Below are 16,807 nucleotides of genomic sequence, written 5' to 3' on the forward strand. Positions count from 1 at the left end.
AGTAGGTACTAAACGGCCTACTTGCGTTCCTTTTCTTTCTTTTTTTGTTCGCGCTCCGCTTTTCGTTCTTTTCGCTTTTCCTGCCGTTTGGCTTTTCGCTCGGCTTTGGCGTCTTTACGTTCGGCCTTCCGCTCTTCACGCTTGGCTTTATAATCTTCTTTAACGCTTTTGAGGGCGTCTTTTAGCGTGATGTTGTTGTCAAACTCATGCCGGAAGGCTTCCACATAGGCATTTCGTAACAGTCCGAAAACGGTAGGCCAAACGGCCGTTTTTATGTCGTCATACGTGCCGTTAAGCGGAATCCGGGTAGCTACCTGATCGTGTTTCTGGTTCTTCAGCACATCGGTACCGACCTGGGCGAGCAGTTCAGTAAAAAAGCGGCCAACCGATCGATGTTCGTGCTCATTAAGTTTGAAGATTTCCATTCCCTTTGTGAGGGGTTTGATATAGCCATTCAACTTTTTATCGAGCATAGCCATCTCGCTGTACACACTTACCGTACCGCGTTCAAAGTCGACATTGGCGTAGGCACGAGCAAGTTCATTGAGCTTGACCAACTGAAGATCATCGAACATCATGTTGTAATCGAAGTCGGGAACAACCTTCAGCAGATTCATATTAGCCGAAAATTTCATGGTACCGCCATAGCCCGGTACATCGCCTGAGGCAATCACCGGCGAAGGAAGTTTATTGCCCCGATCATCGACATTCCGAATGTTTCGGACTTCACCCTGAAATCGTTTGATCGACAGATCGGCGCGGGGCTGGGTAATCAGGCTGGTCAGGTTGACCTCCCCGTCGATTACCGCAAACCGGTTTATTTTGATAGGGAGCAGTTTCTTCAGGTAGGCCGTCCAGTCGACTTCGGCCCCCGTCTGATTGCTGGCTTCGTCTTCGCTAAACGCGAAGTTGATTTCGGGTTTGTAACATTCGACCTCGCTCACCAGTCGACCTTTAAAGAGCGATTTCCATTCGACTGAGAGATCGGTTTTGGGGATGAACAGAAACGGCTCTTTAATCTTCCCGTTTATCTTCTTAATGCGAAGGCTATCAATCTGGTAAGCTCCCCGAATAAGCTGAATATCAATATCCTCGACATGGCCCGTATAGCCGCCCATGTCGGCGAGGGTTTTATTGACATACCGCAGTACAAAATAAGGCAATAGCAACCGGGCAATGATGAGGAGTACTACGAGCGCTATGAGAATTTTAGTCGTGCGTTTCAAAACGTTGCGTGATTGGTGTAACGTTTTGATAAACCAAAAAATAGTTAATTGGTTGGTTAGTTGATTGGTGATGTGATGGCAGATTCTTCAATCTGCCATCACATCACCAATCAACTAACCAACCAATCCCCAAATTACCGCCCACTGGGAAGGAAGCGTCGGCCACCCAGGGTGGTGTATTTGAAATCGGCCGAACCGTCGAAACGGGTTTCGTCGAAGTTGCTGCCGCTGGGCAGGTGTGTGTATTTGAAGTCGGCATTGCCCGTAAAACGTGCCTGGCTGAAGTTGGTGCCTTCGTCAAATTTGGTGTATTTGAAGTCGGCCGAGCGCTCGAAACGTGCTTTCTGAAACGTGGAGGCCTCATCGAACTTGGTGTATTTGAAATCGGCCGAGCCCTGGAACGTAGAACTGCTGAAATCGGCATCGTTCCGGAATTTCGTGTATTTGAACAGCGCAATTTTCTCGAACCTGTTGTTGGTAAAAATGGCGCGCTGGCTAAAGGTCGAGTATTTGAACGTAGCATCATCTTCAAATGTGCAACCTTCCAGGGTTACGGCTTCGGGGAAGTCGGTGTTATAAACGGTGTTGCTCACTTTGAAGAGTTTTCCGTCATGATCTTCGGTTCGATAGCCAAGGAATTTGCCTTTGAACGTACAGTTTTTGAAGGTCATGGGTACTTCAACCGTACTCAGGTAATGCTCCGACTCACCCCAGTTGCCATCCCGGACCTCTTTCCGATTGGCTAAGCTGGTCAGATCCAGATCGCCGGTGATGGTTGCGTTTTGGTAGGATACCGCTTCTTTTCGATTGATTTTTGCCATAATGTCTTTCGCATCAACGGTTGTTTGTGCCAGTGAGGGCGACAAGGCAACGAGGGCAAATAAGAGGGAAGTAATCAGAAGTTTCATGTCGTTGTTATGATGTTATTTCCCAATAGATGCAGATAGTAAAAAGAAGGTTGCATGAACAAGGCCAGCCAACTATTTAGTGTAGTCAATTTTAGGTTGTACTACTATAGAAACCTCGGCTTTGTCGCGCATTAGAACGGCCGAGCTAAATGGAAATTTAGTGGTCGTGACGTCATTTTCGACATAAAATTCGCGCGGTCCGACTGTGACGCCCTCTGATTTTTCATAAAGCCAGGATGCCGTAAACGGAATTTCGATTAGTCCATTGGCAGGTGATGGAATCGCCACCCCCGACGCATGGATGGTAAGCGGGTCGGATTGCAGTGCCACTGTGACAAAAGCGCTTCGTACCATGTAGCCATCTTTCGGAGGAAAGGCAGGTGGGTTAATGCGGGTCATCGTCGCTCGCACATTGTAGGTCACCAACCCTTTGACACCATTGGCCGGTGCCGATTTGGCTTTCGACAGCGGTAGTGTGAAGGCTGGTTTTGTTCGGGTAGCTTCACCAATCTTATTGCCATTGGTATCGTAGAAAACCAGTTTCAGGATTGCAAATTCGCAGGGGTAGGGACGGTCTTTGCCATCATGTAATTTGCAGGGCAGGATAACCGTCGGAAACTTCTGATTTTTAGGAAAAGTTGCCGTCATATTTTTCGGAATAGTAACGCTTCCCTTCGGAAGTTTCCCCTGAGCATAGACGGATGAAAAGCTGAGTAGAGAAAGTAAGACTAGGTAGATAGGGTTCATGTTTTTGAGGTTGAGGGATTGTCAATGACTGCAATAGAGCATTTATTCGTCAGTTATCACACGATCATTGAGCAAACGGCATTCGTGGCGCGTCAACTTCTTTTATCGCGCCTAAAAACAAAAAGATCGGTCTGGGTATAGGACCGATCTTTCTTTGGATATTATCTATTGGCTTATTCCATCCACATTACTTTTTCATAGGCGATTTCGTAATCCATTTCCTGAAGCGGAATCAATCCGGCGAAATGGCCTGTTTCATCAGTCTTTACGGCGTTCCAGCAACCCGATGCGTCACGCAACAGCAGCCGATAGCCATAAAGTGGATGTAGCGTATTACCGTCGGTACGGTGATCCCAGCCGGTTTGTAATTCGATGGCGAAACCAATGCGCTCCATCACCTCATCCATCTGAGTGGTCAGGCTGTCGGTGCCATCCAGTTCTTCAATCCAAAGGACCAGCCCATCAGTACCCCAGTCGAAGTGAAGTGGGGTAGGGGTCAGGTTGATTATCGAAGCATTCATAACGGTTTGTAGGTTTGGCATAGGGCGTTGGGCTAAGGATGAGGTTTACCCTACCCCCTTAACCCAACGCCCTATGCTGTTAAGCACTCAGGCTCCAGGCAGATGTAACTAATGGCGTTGCCTGTTGTTCTTCCCGCCATTTACGGAGCCAGAAGCGGTATTTTTTACGACCATAATCCAGAAAGCCCGGTATGGAACTCGCATCGACGGCAAACAGTCGATGTGGACGTTGTTTCATAATGCCAATAAACACAAACCGAAATTGGCGGGTGCTATCCCACTCCCGATTGTCGGCATTTCGCAGGCTATCAATGTAAAAAGCCGCCTGTCGATCGTAATCGTAGGTGTAGCACGACTCCAGAAACTGAGCCTGGGTACGAGCCGATGTAGTTTTGAGGTCGATGATCAGCGCATTCCGACGTTTGGGGCTGGTGTACACCATATCCAGTCGTGCTTTGCAGGCTACCCCCGTTGTGGGATCGGTCGATAGAATAACGCGTTCCCGCTCCGAAAGCCGCAGATACCGACGACAGAAGGTGTCCTGCCGAATGGTCTGCATAAGTGCTTGTAGTTGTTTGCTTTGGGCCGGAGCCAGCTCGTCGGGCAGTAGCTGACTGGCTGAATCGATCAGGTCGGGCAGCAGTTGGGCCATCACCGTACCGACGGTTTCTGGTTCGAGCAGATGCTGGTGAAAGGCCCGGCCAAACACTTTCGTTTTCTCGGAAATAAACCGGGCCGATGGGGTAGACCAATATCCCAGATGCTCTTCTTTCAGGCGCGTCAGATCGGAGTTCGACACGCGCATGATCGAGCGATAAATGTCACCAGCGCCAGCAGATTGACTAAGCATAAACTAGAAGATCAAAGTTGATTACGTGGAATAGATGAAAAGTAGCGTAGTGGTGTAAGTGACAGTAGGTCTATAGCCTATTATCGCCACACCACTACACTACCGCTTAACTAACCCTAACCAATTGGCAGCAACTCGTGCTCGTCTATTGGATTCAAGAATGGATTGTAATAATTCATTGCCGTTTTGATGTTGGCAATGTCGGTCAGGGTTTCCTGGCGGAAAATTTTGACATCCTGTGCAAACTGCTTTAGTTCAGCCGTTTTTTCGGGATCGCCATTTTTGTAGGAGAACGTGGCAATGTAGTACACCCCTTTCGGCTGCGACTTCGTGTACTCTTTCTTCTCGGCAACTGCCGTCACCACCACATCGGCCAGGGTAAGATCGTCGTAGTAGAGCGGCTCGATCAGGCGAAAGATATTATCGACCGAATAGCCATGGAAAAGAACGGCCGAAACACAGTTGTTTTCGTCGATGAAAAACAGCTCAGCCCAGTTCTTAGTCCCCATGTTCAGGATGTTGTCGGTGAAGATCCGCCAGGCAATGGGTTGAAAGGTGAGAGTACGCCCCAGCTTCTCGGTGCCGTTGATGTTGAACACACCTTCTTTGGCATCAAACCGGTACTGACGGGGGTGCCCTTCCAAATATTTGTACTTATTTACCACTTCACCAGTCAATTCGTGAATTTTTTGATACGGTTTAAGGGGGTCACCGCTTTGAATTGTCGAAAGTTGGTTTTTGTTTTGTGTGTTCATTAGTATTTGTTGTTTACTGTTCAAGCAGGGGACCCGTATTGCGGTCCCTTTTGCCTTTTCTGGGGGGTTCATTTACGACTTAAATATACATAGTTTTATGTAATTAACCAAGGTAATTTTAGGCCTTTTTGCACTTATTTTACAAAGTTATGTGTAGTATTAGGAGCGAGGAGTGAGTACCAGGAGAGAAAAGCTCGCGTCCGCAACTCCTAGTACTCACTCCTCGCTCCTAGTACTAATTTTTTAAGATTTTTATTTTTTTATGACCATTCACCTCCGCTTGCAGCAATTGATTGATACACTAGGCATTAGCGTACTCGAATTTTCCCGTAAACTGGGCGAGAATCGGGGTGAAAAAGTGTACCATATTTTGCATGGTCGCCTGAAGCCCCGTTACGATACACTCGAAAAAATCCTGATCGCTTACCCGCAGGTGAATGGCGACTGGCTACTTCGGGGCGATGGGCTGATGTTTAAGACGCTTAGTTCGCCTTCGGCCGCTATCACAACTGAAGAACGGCTGCGAAACGTCGAGTTTCTGCTTTTTCAACTGAATGAACGTGTAGCCTTGCTCCAGCAAACGAATGATGAGTTGCTGGCAGAGCTAAAAGCGCATAGGGCATAGGGGGAAGGGCATGGGGTAGGTGACAGTTAATTTTTACCCTATGCCCTATGCTAAACATCCTCCCCTGGTTCCGTGTTATAGCTAAAAACACTTAACGCTATGGCAACGACATCACCATTCGACCCGGATAAAGTAGATCCTGAATATTATTCGAAAGACCCGAATCAACACGGTACGTCTGATTTCGGTCGTGAATCAGAAGGAGTGGGAACGAATGCTTATAAAGATTCGACCTCAGGTATGGATATGGACAGCGAAAACATGCATCTGACGCACGATACCCGCGAAGCTAACCTCGGTGTCGGACGCGTCGGTGAACCACGCGTAGAAAGCCTGGGCGGTACGCAGGAGTGGGATGTAGATGCAGATGCTATTTCGGATGTGCCCAAAGGCCATATGATGAGCGATGAAGCCGCCAGCAAATTGAACGAGGTGGCTGAAAACCCATCGGACGACGCCCTGCTGCACCGCGCCGACGCGACCTATCTGGAAGAAGGCGACAACCCAAATGAAGGCTATGATCCCCACCATGTTGGGTACGATGACAAAAATAAAACGGATGTGAGCAAACCATAATCCTCAGTAAAAACAAAAGATAGTTGAGCGACCAGTTAATAAACAGGTCGCTTTTTTGTTAGGTACCAGTGCCTGCAGGAAGGTTTTTACTGGGAATCTTTCGTAAACTTGTCGGTCAATTGTTTGATTAAACCGGCGGTCAACGTCCGCATTCTGTCTTGTTAATCGAAACCCGTGCATACGCTCGGGCGGGCTTGCTCGGTAACCCGTCCGATGGTTTTTTTGGTAAAACCATTGCCATTTCTGTCCGTAATTTCGGTGCGTCGGTCACGCTTTACCCGTCGCCTGAGCTTCATATTGAACCACAGCCGCAGGATACCAATGTTTTCCGTAGTCTTCATCACCTGCGCGATTCGGTCAGTATGCTGGGCTATCATGGGGGTGTTCCGCTCCTGAAAGCAGCTATTAAGAAGTTTGCCGAATATTGTGAGAAAGAGAATATCCGGCTCCCTAACCAGAACTTTTCGATTCGCTACAATACGTCTATTCCTCGCCAGGTGGGCTTGTCAGGCTCCAGCGCCATCATCGTAGCGACGTTCCGGGCGTTGATGCAGTTCTACAATGTAGAAATACCACTGCCTATACTGCCTAACCTGGTGCTGGCTACCGAAGCCGAAGAGTTGGGGATCACGGCGGGTTTGCAGGATCGGGTTATTCAATGTTATGAGGGGTGTGTCTACATGGATTTCGACAGAGCGACTTTAGAGCGGCAGGGGCATGGTAATTATGAGCCGCTCGACGCTCGGCTGCTCCCCAAATTATACATTGCTTACAATACCGATTTGGGCAAACAGTCGGGTCAGGTGCATAACGATGTAAAATCGCGCTGGCTCAAGGGGGAGCCCGTTGTGGTTGAAACCATGAGCGCTATTGCCGACGTTGCTCGCCAGGGACGCGAAGCGATGTTGCAACGGGATATTGAGGCCTTAAATGCACTGGTCAATCGCAATTTCGACCTGCGGGCTCAGATTTATAACATCAGCGACCGTAATCGCAGTTTGATCGAAACGGCCCGCTCCTGTGGCGCATCGGCCTCCTTTACTGGTTCGGGTGGCTCCATCATCGGTCTGTACCGCGACGACGCCATGCTAAATCGCCTATTTGTATCCCTAAAGAAAATCAACGCCCGCGTGATTAAGCCGTACGTAGTTTAATTTTGAATGATAGAGTGATTGAATGATTGAATAGGTTCCAGTGCCAGCTATTCAATCATTCAATCACTCTATCATTCAATCATTCAGAAAATGATAAAGAAAGCCGTTATTCCTGCTGCCGGATTTGGAACCCGGTTTTTGCCAGCTACCAAGGCACAGCCAAAAGAAATGCTGCCCATCATCGACCGCCCAACTATTCAGTATGTGGTGCAGGAGGCCGTCGATTCGGGTATTGAAGATATCCTGATTATTACGGGGAAAGGCAAACGAGCCATCGAAGACCATTTCGACCGTAACCATGAGCTGGAAGCCCGGCTGGAAGAAAAAGAAGACCAGTTGCTGCTCGATGAAATGCGCCGTCTGTCCGATATGGCTACGTTGCATTATGTGCGCCAACGCGAGCTGAACGGGCTAGGCGATGCCATTCGGTATGCCAAACATCATGTTGGTAATGAGCCATTTGCCGTTTTGCTGGGCGATACCATCATGGATTCGGTGATTCCCGTAACGCAACAACTGATCGATACCTATGCGCAATATGGTGGTTCGGTCATTGCGGTGGAAGAAGTACCGCATGATAAAGTAAATCGTTATGGCATCGTTGGCGGTAAATACCTGAGCGACCGTATTCTGGAGCTGAATACGTTGGTGGAGAAGCCCTCGATCAGCGATGCGCCGTCTAATCTGGCCATTGCCGGACGGTATATTCTAACCCCCGAAATTTTCACCATGCTGGAGCAGACACCGGCCGGTAAGAACAACGAGATTCAGTTGACCGATGCTATGCTGCTGCTGCTGAAGCGGGAAAATCTATACGCCCATTGCATTGAAGGGAAGCGCCATGACATCGGTAACAAGCTCGATTTCCTGAAAACAACCGTCGAATTTGCCCTCAAGCGTCCTGAATTTGCCGACAAGTTCCGGGCGTTTTTAGAAGAGATTTTGAAGAAGGAATAGAGAAAGGGAAAAAGGAGAAGGGAAATAACGATCATACTTTTCCTTTTTCCCTTCTCCTTTTTCCCTTTCTCTATTCCTTCTCACCTCACCCGCACACTGACTGTTGCGGTGTCGTCTTCTCCGTTGGTGTAGCCATTGCCCGGCGTAGAGTCCGGGTCAGTTGTATCTGTATCGAGAATCTGAGCCTGTATTGACCCACTGGCGGCTGGTTGCCATTTCAGGAATACCGTAGACGATTTTCCGGCTGCGAGCGAATTGATGTAGATTTTGTAGGTCTGGCTGTTCACTTGTATCCAGCCGATTGGGCTTTGGGCGCTGAATGTGCCATTGGGCAACGTGACCTGAACAATAATCGATGCCGCTGTCGATCCTCCTCGATTGCTTACCGTTAAGCTGGTCGTAACAATATCTGAAACCGTAGGTGTTTCGTTATCGACCCACATCCGTAAGCTCAGATCCGCCGTGTTCGGGTCTGTGGCAGGCTGATTGCCCTGGACCATGGGTAGCGGAATTTGATTCGGATTGGCCGAGGTAACTAGCCCTCCGCCAATTGGGGTACGTATATCGACCGTAACGGCATCGTCCTGCCCATCGCCCGTACCCGAATTGGGCTGACTGTCGGGGTCGGGGGTTTGGTTGCCCGAAATCTGAGCTGATGTCACAAAAACACCCGGTTGCGTAGGAGTGGCCTGGAAGCTGACGACACTCTGGTTATTTGCCGGAATACTTCCCAGATTAGCCGAAACGACGCCATTGGCATAACTAACCCCCGGCGAACTGGTGCTGACGAACGATAAACCCGACGGCAGAATACTACTCAGTTGCACGCTCTGTGCATTGTCTGGCCCTGTATTATTGGCTGTCATCGTATAGGTGATCAGGTCTCCCACGTTAGGCGTTCGCGTACTTACGGCCATGTTGAGCGAGACATCCGCACTACCCGAACCCACCGATACACTGGCCTGCCCCGACACCGTTCCCAATCCACAGGCATTTCCTACTGAAGTTAATTGATACGTAGTGGTACTGGTTGGTGATACCGAAATAAGTGTTGGATTCTGATACGTAGCCGTTACCGACTGCCCATTAGAAAGCGTAAATGACCAGGGCGCCGGACCCGTAAATGAAACCGGTAATTGTGCCGACTGCCCACTACTAATGAGTGCACTACCACTTAGGCTAGCGGTGGTTGTTTCCCCAATTTTTACGCCAATCGGATCAGATTCAGCCGTGCAGGAGCCATCCGTAGAAACGACTGTATAGAGGCCGGATTGCGTAGCAAAATATGGAGAGCTGGTAGCTCCTGCAATAGCTATACCGTTTCGCTTCCATTGCAGAGTACCAGTGTAAGAGTTAGCTGTGAGGGCTAAACTATTGCCGGGACAAAGTTGCAACGCAGCAGGCGAATACGTTATAACAGGTTTGGCTGTTTGGCCATTGCCAACATTTACATAGACTTCTTTTGATAAACCTGTGCAGCTCCCATTAGTAACCCGAACCGCATAAGCGCCGGATTGAGTTGCGTAATATGAATCATATATTGCGTTGCTAACAAGTACGCCATTGCGATACCATTGATATTGGTAGCCGCTTAAATAGAACCCATCGTAAGAGTAGATTGACCTTCCATAGCAGCTTTCCAGCGTATACGATATTACTTTAGGTTGTAGCGCATTGCTAAACGTAAGTGATACAGGCGGTGATATGGCTGAACAAGAGCCACGTGTTAGTTTCAGGGTATAATCTCCTGATGTTGTTGCTGTATAACCTGACCCAGTAGCTCCGGCTATATCTACCCCATCTTTCTGCCACTGAAGACTGCCATTGTAAGATACGCCAGCGTACAAATACCGCGATTCCCCCGGACAGACCGATTTACTGGCAAATGAATACCTAATATTAGACTGTAGCTGGTCGGCCAACCGAACACTAACAGCATTGCTGTACGTTTGACAGGTGCCTTGTTTCAGTAAAATGGAGTATTCGCCGGGTTGTGTTGTCGAATAATTAGTAGACGTTGCTCCCGAAATGGGAGATCCATTCCGGTACCACTGGACAGTATAATCATTCGACGATGGGAGGGAGGTATACATACCAACATTGTAGTATGGATAAGATGCACATATCAGCGAATCGCCGGATGAACTCAGAAAAACTCTGGCCAATAGTGATCTGCCAAACTGGAAGTAGGAGGATGACGTCGTATAACTACAGCTTCCGTCCGTCATTCGGAATGTGTAATTCCCGGTTTGATTGGCCACATAGGTATAGCTAGTAGCGCCAGTAATGTCGACGCCATCCAGGCTCCATTGAAAACCAGCGGTTTCGCCGATGTAAGACGAAAATAATTTTAACGGATGATCGTCGCATTGCGGCTCTCCGTTTGAAGGCGATGCGATGTAGGCATAAGGGCTATTTGATGTAGAGAGTTCATAGGTATAGCTTGTGATGAGGCATCCCGCCTGTTTGGTAACGGCTGTATAGGTGCCAGACTGTTGAGCCGAAATAGTCGCTGATGTTGCGCCACTAATCGGAGAGCCATTTCGCAACCATTGGTAGGTTTCGGCGGTAGTAGCTGAATAGTTCAGATTGTATGGATACACTTTGAGCGTAGACTGACTACCCGGACAGATCGTTCCATTGGAATAATTCTGAGAAAACTCCGTACGCCGATCATAGATGCTGGCACTGCCTAAATTTCCAATGGCTAAAGCACCACTTAGGCCGCTCTCTACATCGGGATTTGTTGCAATTATCTTTAGCTTATAGTTAGTGCCGTAGGGCAACGCATTGTAGCCACTGGGTAATGTGGCAGAAATAGGGGTTGTAGCACTACTGCCAATTTTACGCGGATTAACAAAGCTGCCATTTGCATCCGAAAGCCATAACTCAAACGTATTCCCTGTTCCAAAAGCTGAACCTGCTGTGCTGAAGGATACGGTAAAGGTGTTACCTCCGCACAGAGACATACTGGAGATGCTGCTGATCGTAACGCTCGGCAGGATATACGGAATCGCAAAGGCATCGGTTACCCAGACGCCCCGTCCGTTTGTGGCGGCAGTGATGCGCCCATCCGATGCCCGATAGCGCAGTTGATTAACCCGGAATACCCCCATACCGCTAAATCCCCAGCCTGGGTTGGCTGCCGTAATATCGTCGGTTGTCCATACGCCTGCATCAGTACCAAGCAGGACTTGTTTCCGGTTTTGCGGGTTAAACAGGGCAGATCGGACCGGAACATCGGGCAATCCATAATTGCTCTGATCCTTGCCGGTCCAGCTTATACCTCCATTCGCTGTATACCATATCGACTGAACACCAAAGTTGGATAAGGTGACCAGCAATTCATCGTCATTGGCTCCCACGTCAATGCATGAAACCGTTGAATACTGCGGAAATGCTCCATTGTCAATAGCAGTGACTGTCGGCGTAGACTGGTTCAGATTCGTTATCCGATAAAGCTGACTGTAGCCCGTCCCCATAAACAGTTTGGTCCGGTCGGTGTTGAGCTTTAGATAACTGCCTGAATTAGTAACACCCGTAAGCGTCAATGTAGTGGTTTGAGGACTGCTATTGACACCTGTGACTTTCTTTATGAACGTTTGACCGTTGGCGTAATCGGTGGCATACAAGATATTGGACGGACTATCATAATCGCTGGCAGCTACGGTATTATAGGAGTTTAGTGAGGTAAGTCCGACTGAATTAGATGAAGAGTACTTATAAAACCAATTCGATGACTGAATAAGCTCGATAGATGGATCGTCTTCATCAATGAAGGTGATACCCGGGTAAGATGTCCCCCAGATGTTAGTGCCATTCGATATGCCTGAGGATGGCATCTGTACAAACCCTAAAGAACGTAATCCTGCCAGCAAATAAGTGCCGCCCGCACCAGATCGCATCGAAACCGAACTTACTTCGCCTGCCCGATAGCCATTATTCCGGCTGCTGGTAGTAGGGGTTGTTACCGCATTGTTGCCCCAGTCGGATGACCAGTAAACACCATAGTCATTAATAACCGCTGCATTGGTTGAGCTACCGGGCTGAAACAGCAGCCCAGTTTGATAATACTGGTAGAAATAGGTGAGTCGATCACTCCAGGAAGATCCGCCGTTTGTCGAGCGAAACCATTCATAACCGCCTGCGTATATTGTATTCGCATCGGCTGGATGAACGACTAAATTTAGTGACGTGTTGCCATTGCCATACGTAAAATAATCACCCCAGCTCAGGGTCGGAATCGTTAAATCGGTCCAGGTGGTGCCGCCATCCGTACTTTTCTTGAACCACTTTATATCTTTCCCATAACTGGTCGAATTATACGCTCGGGATACACCATAAATAACCTGTGTTGCTCCACTTGTCGTAGGAGCTAATGTTAACTCAGTCCGCTCACCACCTGATGCACCCGACGGCGTAATTTCGGTCCAGGTAGTCCCAGCGTTATTTGTCGATTTAAACACCCGACTGGGATTGAAACTAGCGTATAAAACGCCGTCGCTAGCCAGTTCAAGGTCTGTAGCCATGTCGTTAGAATAGTTACCCGTCGAACTACCCGCGCCAATTCCCTGATTAGGGGCTAGTACATACTGCCAGCTTGTTCCGCCATCTGTCGACCGGAAGAGGCCCAGTCGTGTAGCGGCAAACACGTATCCGCTACTATTGACCGCAAGCCGTTGTATATACCCAAAGCCATACGCTAACGATGGGTAGGTATTGCCCGGTATGGTGCTGTTAAGTCGTGTCCAGCTAGTGCCGCCGTTCGTCGTTTTCCAGATACCCCCGCCCAGCACATAGGAATACCCATCGCCAGTACCGGCATACATTACCTGTGGGTTCGAGGGGTCGGCGGCAAGAGCTGTTACAACCGTATTCTCCCAGCTATCGCTAACGGGCGTCCAACCGGTGTTTGCATCGGTGATGTCGTTGGTATACCAAAGGCCACCCGCTAAACTGCCTGCCCAGGCTTTTTTGTGGGATGAATCATTGGGATCGAATAGCAGCGCACGGGTTCGGCCACCTAGGTTGTTCGGTCCGCGCTCTTGCCAGGTAATATTCGGAATAGCGGTTCTGGCTCCGGCTGCTTTTCGGTTGAGTTGCTGCCGGGCTTCGTCTAGCCGTTCGTAGGGAACCCGTTTCAGGAGAGGGTCCATCAACCGCCGTTCTTCTTCGTCAGCCATTCGGCGAAGCGTATCTGGGTTGTCAGGTGGAGTTGTGGTTTGAGAATAGCTAAGAGAGGGGAAAGTAAACAGGAACGCACAGATGATCAGGCGCTGGATCGTCGATAGAAGCATGAAAATTAGTTACGGATAAGTATGCTTTTAGGTTAGCTTTATATAACAAACAGAGCAATTTTAGTGCCATTTGCTAATTCTGCAGTTACCTTACCCGTACACTTACGATAGCTTCATCGTCCTCACCATTGGTATAGCCATTGCCCGGTGTTGAATCCGGGTCGGATGGCGTTACACTAAAAATCTGTCCTTGTAGCGTACCCGAACTGGGAATCTGGACAAATAGGGTCATTGTTCCCGTCCCCCCTGCGGCTATCGGACCAATGTTGGCGCTGACCGATTGCCCACTGATGGTTAAGCCGGTTGTTACGGTCAACTGCCAGCCCGTGGGTAAGAGCGTTTTAAGCGTTACATTGTTGGCTATGGCTCCCCCCCGATTTTTTACGGTAAACGTAAATTTTACAACCTGATTCGCTTTTACGGCCAGTTGATCACTCACAATAGCGAGACTTAGGTCAGCTTTGGCTGGGTCAGCAGGAGGCTGGTTGGAAATGACAGGAGGCAAGGGCACCTGATTCGGATTAGACGAAACACTTAATGAGTCGCTGTGTTGAAGCGTTCGTAAATCGACCGTGGCTTCGTCATCCTGACCATCGCCGGTACCCGAGCCAGGTTGGCTGTCCGGATCGCGCTGGCTGCTGGTCATGATCTGGGCGGCTGTCAGAAACGTACCGGCATGTTTGGGTTTGATCCGAAAGGCAAATGGCAAACTACTCCCGACTTCAAGCCTGCCAGTTTTGATACGGACGGTATCGGCCATGGACGTAACGTTGGTGTCTATCGCATCAACAAATTCGATCCCCTCAGGAAGCAGACTCCTGACGCTGGCGCTATCAACCGGTAGCGGACCTGCGTTGCTCAGGATCAGTGTGAGTGTAATGGGTTGATTTACAGTGGGCGTTCGGCTGCTTAACTGCATTGACATGGATAAATCGGCATCGTTGCAGAGCGAAAAAGGCTGACTAGGGTCCGTGGCCAGGTTCGGGTCGCTGGTGACGACCCGGATGCGGTATTGAGTTCCCGATGCTAGTTCCGGGGATAGTGTAACGGTAAAAGGGCCGGTAGCCGTAACCGTACTAACCGTTGTTTCATGCGCAAATGAACCGGCTGGGTCCGATAGACGAACACTATAGATACCGTCTTTCGGTCCATCAATTACCTCAATAGCTACCGTGAGTGGATTGGAAAGACAAACGGGTGATGCTGGGGCATCGCTCACGGTCATACGAGGCTGAATAACGGGAGCGGGTTCTTTTTGGTAAAGGATTTGCCGGGCGTCTAAAAACGTAAGATCGAGCCACATGCCCTGGCCGGTATCGCCCTGCAACCGTACGGAATATCGGTATTTGCCAGGCGCTACTCCACCAACCCCGGCCGCAACAGGAGCATAATTGCGGATGTAATTGAAATTGGCAAACTCTTCGTAATCAGGGGCCTGTGAACTGGAGGGCGCCAAATACCAGCCGGTATCGGTAAAACTGCCTCCATCGATTCGTTGTAGACGCACTTCAACGGGTGCTGTCGACTCAACCATAGCAAAGAAACCGTGAGTCCAGGAGTCAAATTTGTACGAAATCCGACGAACAGCGGCAGGCGGTGTCCCTCCCTGAACGGGTGGGTAGACTACACTTGACAACTTACCGGAAACCGTCGATTGCTGAATGGTAAACGGTTCGCCGAGGGTCCCCAGAATTACAGGATTCGTAGAACGGGTTCGGAGCCGATACTGACTGTTGGGCAGGGTGGACGGAATCTTCACCAGAATAGGATTATCCGACGTTGGTGGCGATTCATAAACGACCGTTCCGTCGCTGGCCCGCACAATCTGGGCAACGTACTGATTAGTCGACTCATAGGGATTGCTACGGAGCGAAGCCACCACCAGTGTGTCGCCCTGCTTTCGAAGGAGTGGTAAGGTGTATCCGCTCGTAATGAGCGCACCCGGATCGTTGGGCATAAACGGAACGGCATTCTGGAAGAAGGACGCTGTCAGAGCCTGATCCCAACTGTTGGTAAATCGGACCAGACCGGGGCCCTTCATGTGAATATTGTCCGGTCGGTTTTCGGGACCTATAATACTATCGGTAGCAGGGCCAGGAAAGGCATTGGATAAGTTGGCAATTAGTTGATTCTGAGCCGAAATAATGCCGGGGCTGGTCTGGTAATTGTTAAAACTCACCCGCGAAATCATCCAGGCTAAGGGCTGCGAACCAACCTGTTGCCGACTCTTTCCAATTACCGCATACACATTGTTGTAGTAGGTTGAGCCGCTAACGTTATAATACGTGTCGGTTTCGCCCTGATGCCAAAGTACCGCTCGGGCTCCTGTGCGGGCAACATAATGCAGCAACGCTTCCCCTAATCGTCGGTAAACGGATGAGTTTACCGTTGTTCCCAGATTACCATTGGCACCCTGTTGCCATTCCGTACTGCTACTACCCCCGAGGGCAGCCCCCAGAAATAAAACCGGTACATTTAAGCGCTGCACCAGTTTATCGCCGAGCGTACCCCACAGATGCGGAGGCTGGCTGGGGCCAATAGAGCTTCCATAACTGATCTTGCTGAATTGAAACGGTAAAAGCTGTTCGCTGATGCTATCCTGTCGAAAATCGACACAGGATACCCGATCTTCTACCGAACTGGATACTCGCTGGAGTCCTCCATACACATTCGACTGCCCCGCTACAACAAACACTTCGCCCACGCCGACCCGATCGACCTGAGTTTCGGCTACAATCACCGACCCATTTTTGGCTCTGACACTCAATCGGTACCAGCCTCCATTTACGGTTACCTGCCCTCGGAACGAAGTGGTGCCAGCTATAACCGATAGCGACGTCCAGCTTGTTAGAGTTCCCTGATTGACCGAAACAGGTATGAAGCGAGCTTCAACCTGCGTTGCGGTGGCCGGAGCCATACCGGTTACGGTTACGGAAGCCTGATTGGCGAGATTTCGTTGAAAAACCATCCTGGGCGCCGGACTCGTAATGGTGAGTTGGGCACGCAGAATAGGAAAAGGAAAGAGTACCAGTATAAAAAATACCAGCCTTCGTAAAGGTAAATGCATAGAACACTATTAAATGGATAGGATAAATAATCAGCGACAAATAGTATGCCTAAGACATATATATGGCTCTATTTTTTACGAGTCCGTCTGGAATGAATTTGTACCTCGGCGCCGAATGCTCAAT

12 protein-coding genes are annotated in these 16,807 nt (G+C 49.3%); 4 read left to right on the forward strand and 8 right to left on the reverse strand.

Annotated features, from left to right (window positions below; genetic code table 11):
• Window positions 1-17 precede the first annotated feature (17 nt).
• From ACYVFD_RS30240 to ACYVFD_RS30265, 6 genes are all read right to left on the reverse strand, one after another.
• Entirely contained in the window at window positions 18-1,256 is a 1,239-nt protein-coding gene (locus ACYVFD_RS30240) for a DUF748 domain-containing protein (protein ID WP_461094374.1), read from the reverse strand.
• A gap of 104 nt (window positions 1,257-1,360) precedes the next feature.
• Window positions 1,361-2,134, reverse strand: a complete 774-nt coding sequence (locus ACYVFD_RS30245) for a pentapeptide repeat-containing protein (RefSeq protein ID WP_461094348.1) — start codon at window positions 2,132-2,134, stop codon at window positions 1,361-1,363.
• 72 nt (window positions 2,135-2,206) lie between these two features.
• On the reverse strand, window positions 2,207-2,881 hold the full coding sequence (locus ACYVFD_RS30250; protein WP_461094349.1) for a hypothetical protein: 675 nt from the start codon (window positions 2,879-2,881) through the stop codon (window positions 2,207-2,209).
• 173 nt (window positions 2,882-3,054) lie between these two features.
• Window positions 3,055-3,402 (reverse strand): hypothetical protein, encoded by a 348-nt coding sequence (locus ACYVFD_RS30255; protein WP_461094350.1) that lies wholly within the window; start codon window positions 3,400-3,402, stop codon window positions 3,055-3,057.
• A gap of 79 nt (window positions 3,403-3,481) precedes the next feature.
• Window positions 3,482-4,252, reverse strand: coding sequence for a PD-(D/E)XK nuclease-like domain-containing protein (locus tag ACYVFD_RS30260; protein ID WP_461094351.1), 771 nt, complete (start codon window positions 4,250-4,252; stop codon window positions 3,482-3,484).
• A gap of 116 nt (window positions 4,253-4,368) precedes the next feature.
• Complete coding sequence (locus ACYVFD_RS30265) at window positions 4,369-5,007, reverse strand: hypothetical protein (protein WP_461094352.1); 639 nt, start codon at window positions 5,005-5,007, stop codon at window positions 4,369-4,371.
• Window positions 5,008-5,269: 262 nt separating this feature from the next.
• Here ACYVFD_RS30265 and ACYVFD_RS30270 point away from each other — a divergent pair, with 262 nt between their 5' ends.
• The 4 genes from ACYVFD_RS30270 (at window position 5,270) to galU (ending at window position 8,319) form a co-directional block, all read left to right on the forward strand.
• Complete coding sequence (locus ACYVFD_RS30270; RefSeq protein WP_461094353.1) at window positions 5,270-5,632, forward strand: helix-turn-helix domain-containing protein; 363 nt, start codon at window positions 5,270-5,272, stop codon at window positions 5,630-5,632.
• 99 nt (window positions 5,633-5,731) lie between these two features.
• On the forward strand, window positions 5,732-6,208 hold the full coding sequence (locus ACYVFD_RS30275; protein WP_461094354.1) for a hypothetical protein: 477 nt from the start codon (window positions 5,732-5,734) through the stop codon (window positions 6,206-6,208).
• A 158-nt stretch (window positions 6,209-6,366) separates the two neighbouring features.
• Window positions 6,367-7,362 (forward strand): mevalonate kinase family protein, encoded by a 996-nt coding sequence (locus ACYVFD_RS30280; protein ID WP_461094355.1) that lies wholly within the window; start codon window positions 6,367-6,369, stop codon window positions 7,360-7,362.
• A 90-nt stretch (window positions 7,363-7,452) separates the two neighbouring features.
• The gene (gene galU / locus ACYVFD_RS30285) at window positions 7,453-8,319 is read left to right on the forward strand and encodes a UTP--glucose-1-phosphate uridylyltransferase GalU (protein ID WP_461094356.1); all 867 of its coding nucleotides are present in this window, start codon (window positions 7,453-7,455) and stop codon (window positions 8,317-8,319) included.
• An 80-nt stretch (window positions 8,320-8,399) separates the two neighbouring features.
• Here the strand turns inward: galU and ACYVFD_RS30290 are convergent, their stop codons facing one another.
• A complete protein-coding gene (locus tag ACYVFD_RS30290; protein ID WP_461094357.1) occupies window positions 8,400-13,616 on the reverse strand; it encodes a CARDB domain-containing protein in 5,217 nt (1,738 codons plus the stop codon).
• An 85-nt stretch (window positions 13,617-13,701) separates the two neighbouring features.
• Complete coding sequence (locus ACYVFD_RS30295) at window positions 13,702-16,683, reverse strand: sialate O-acetylesterase (protein ID WP_461094358.1); 2,982 nt, start codon at window positions 16,681-16,683, stop codon at window positions 13,702-13,704.
• Between the last annotated feature and the right edge of the window lie 124 nt (window positions 16,684-16,807).

This window comes from Spirosoma gilvum (assembly GCF_054776815.1).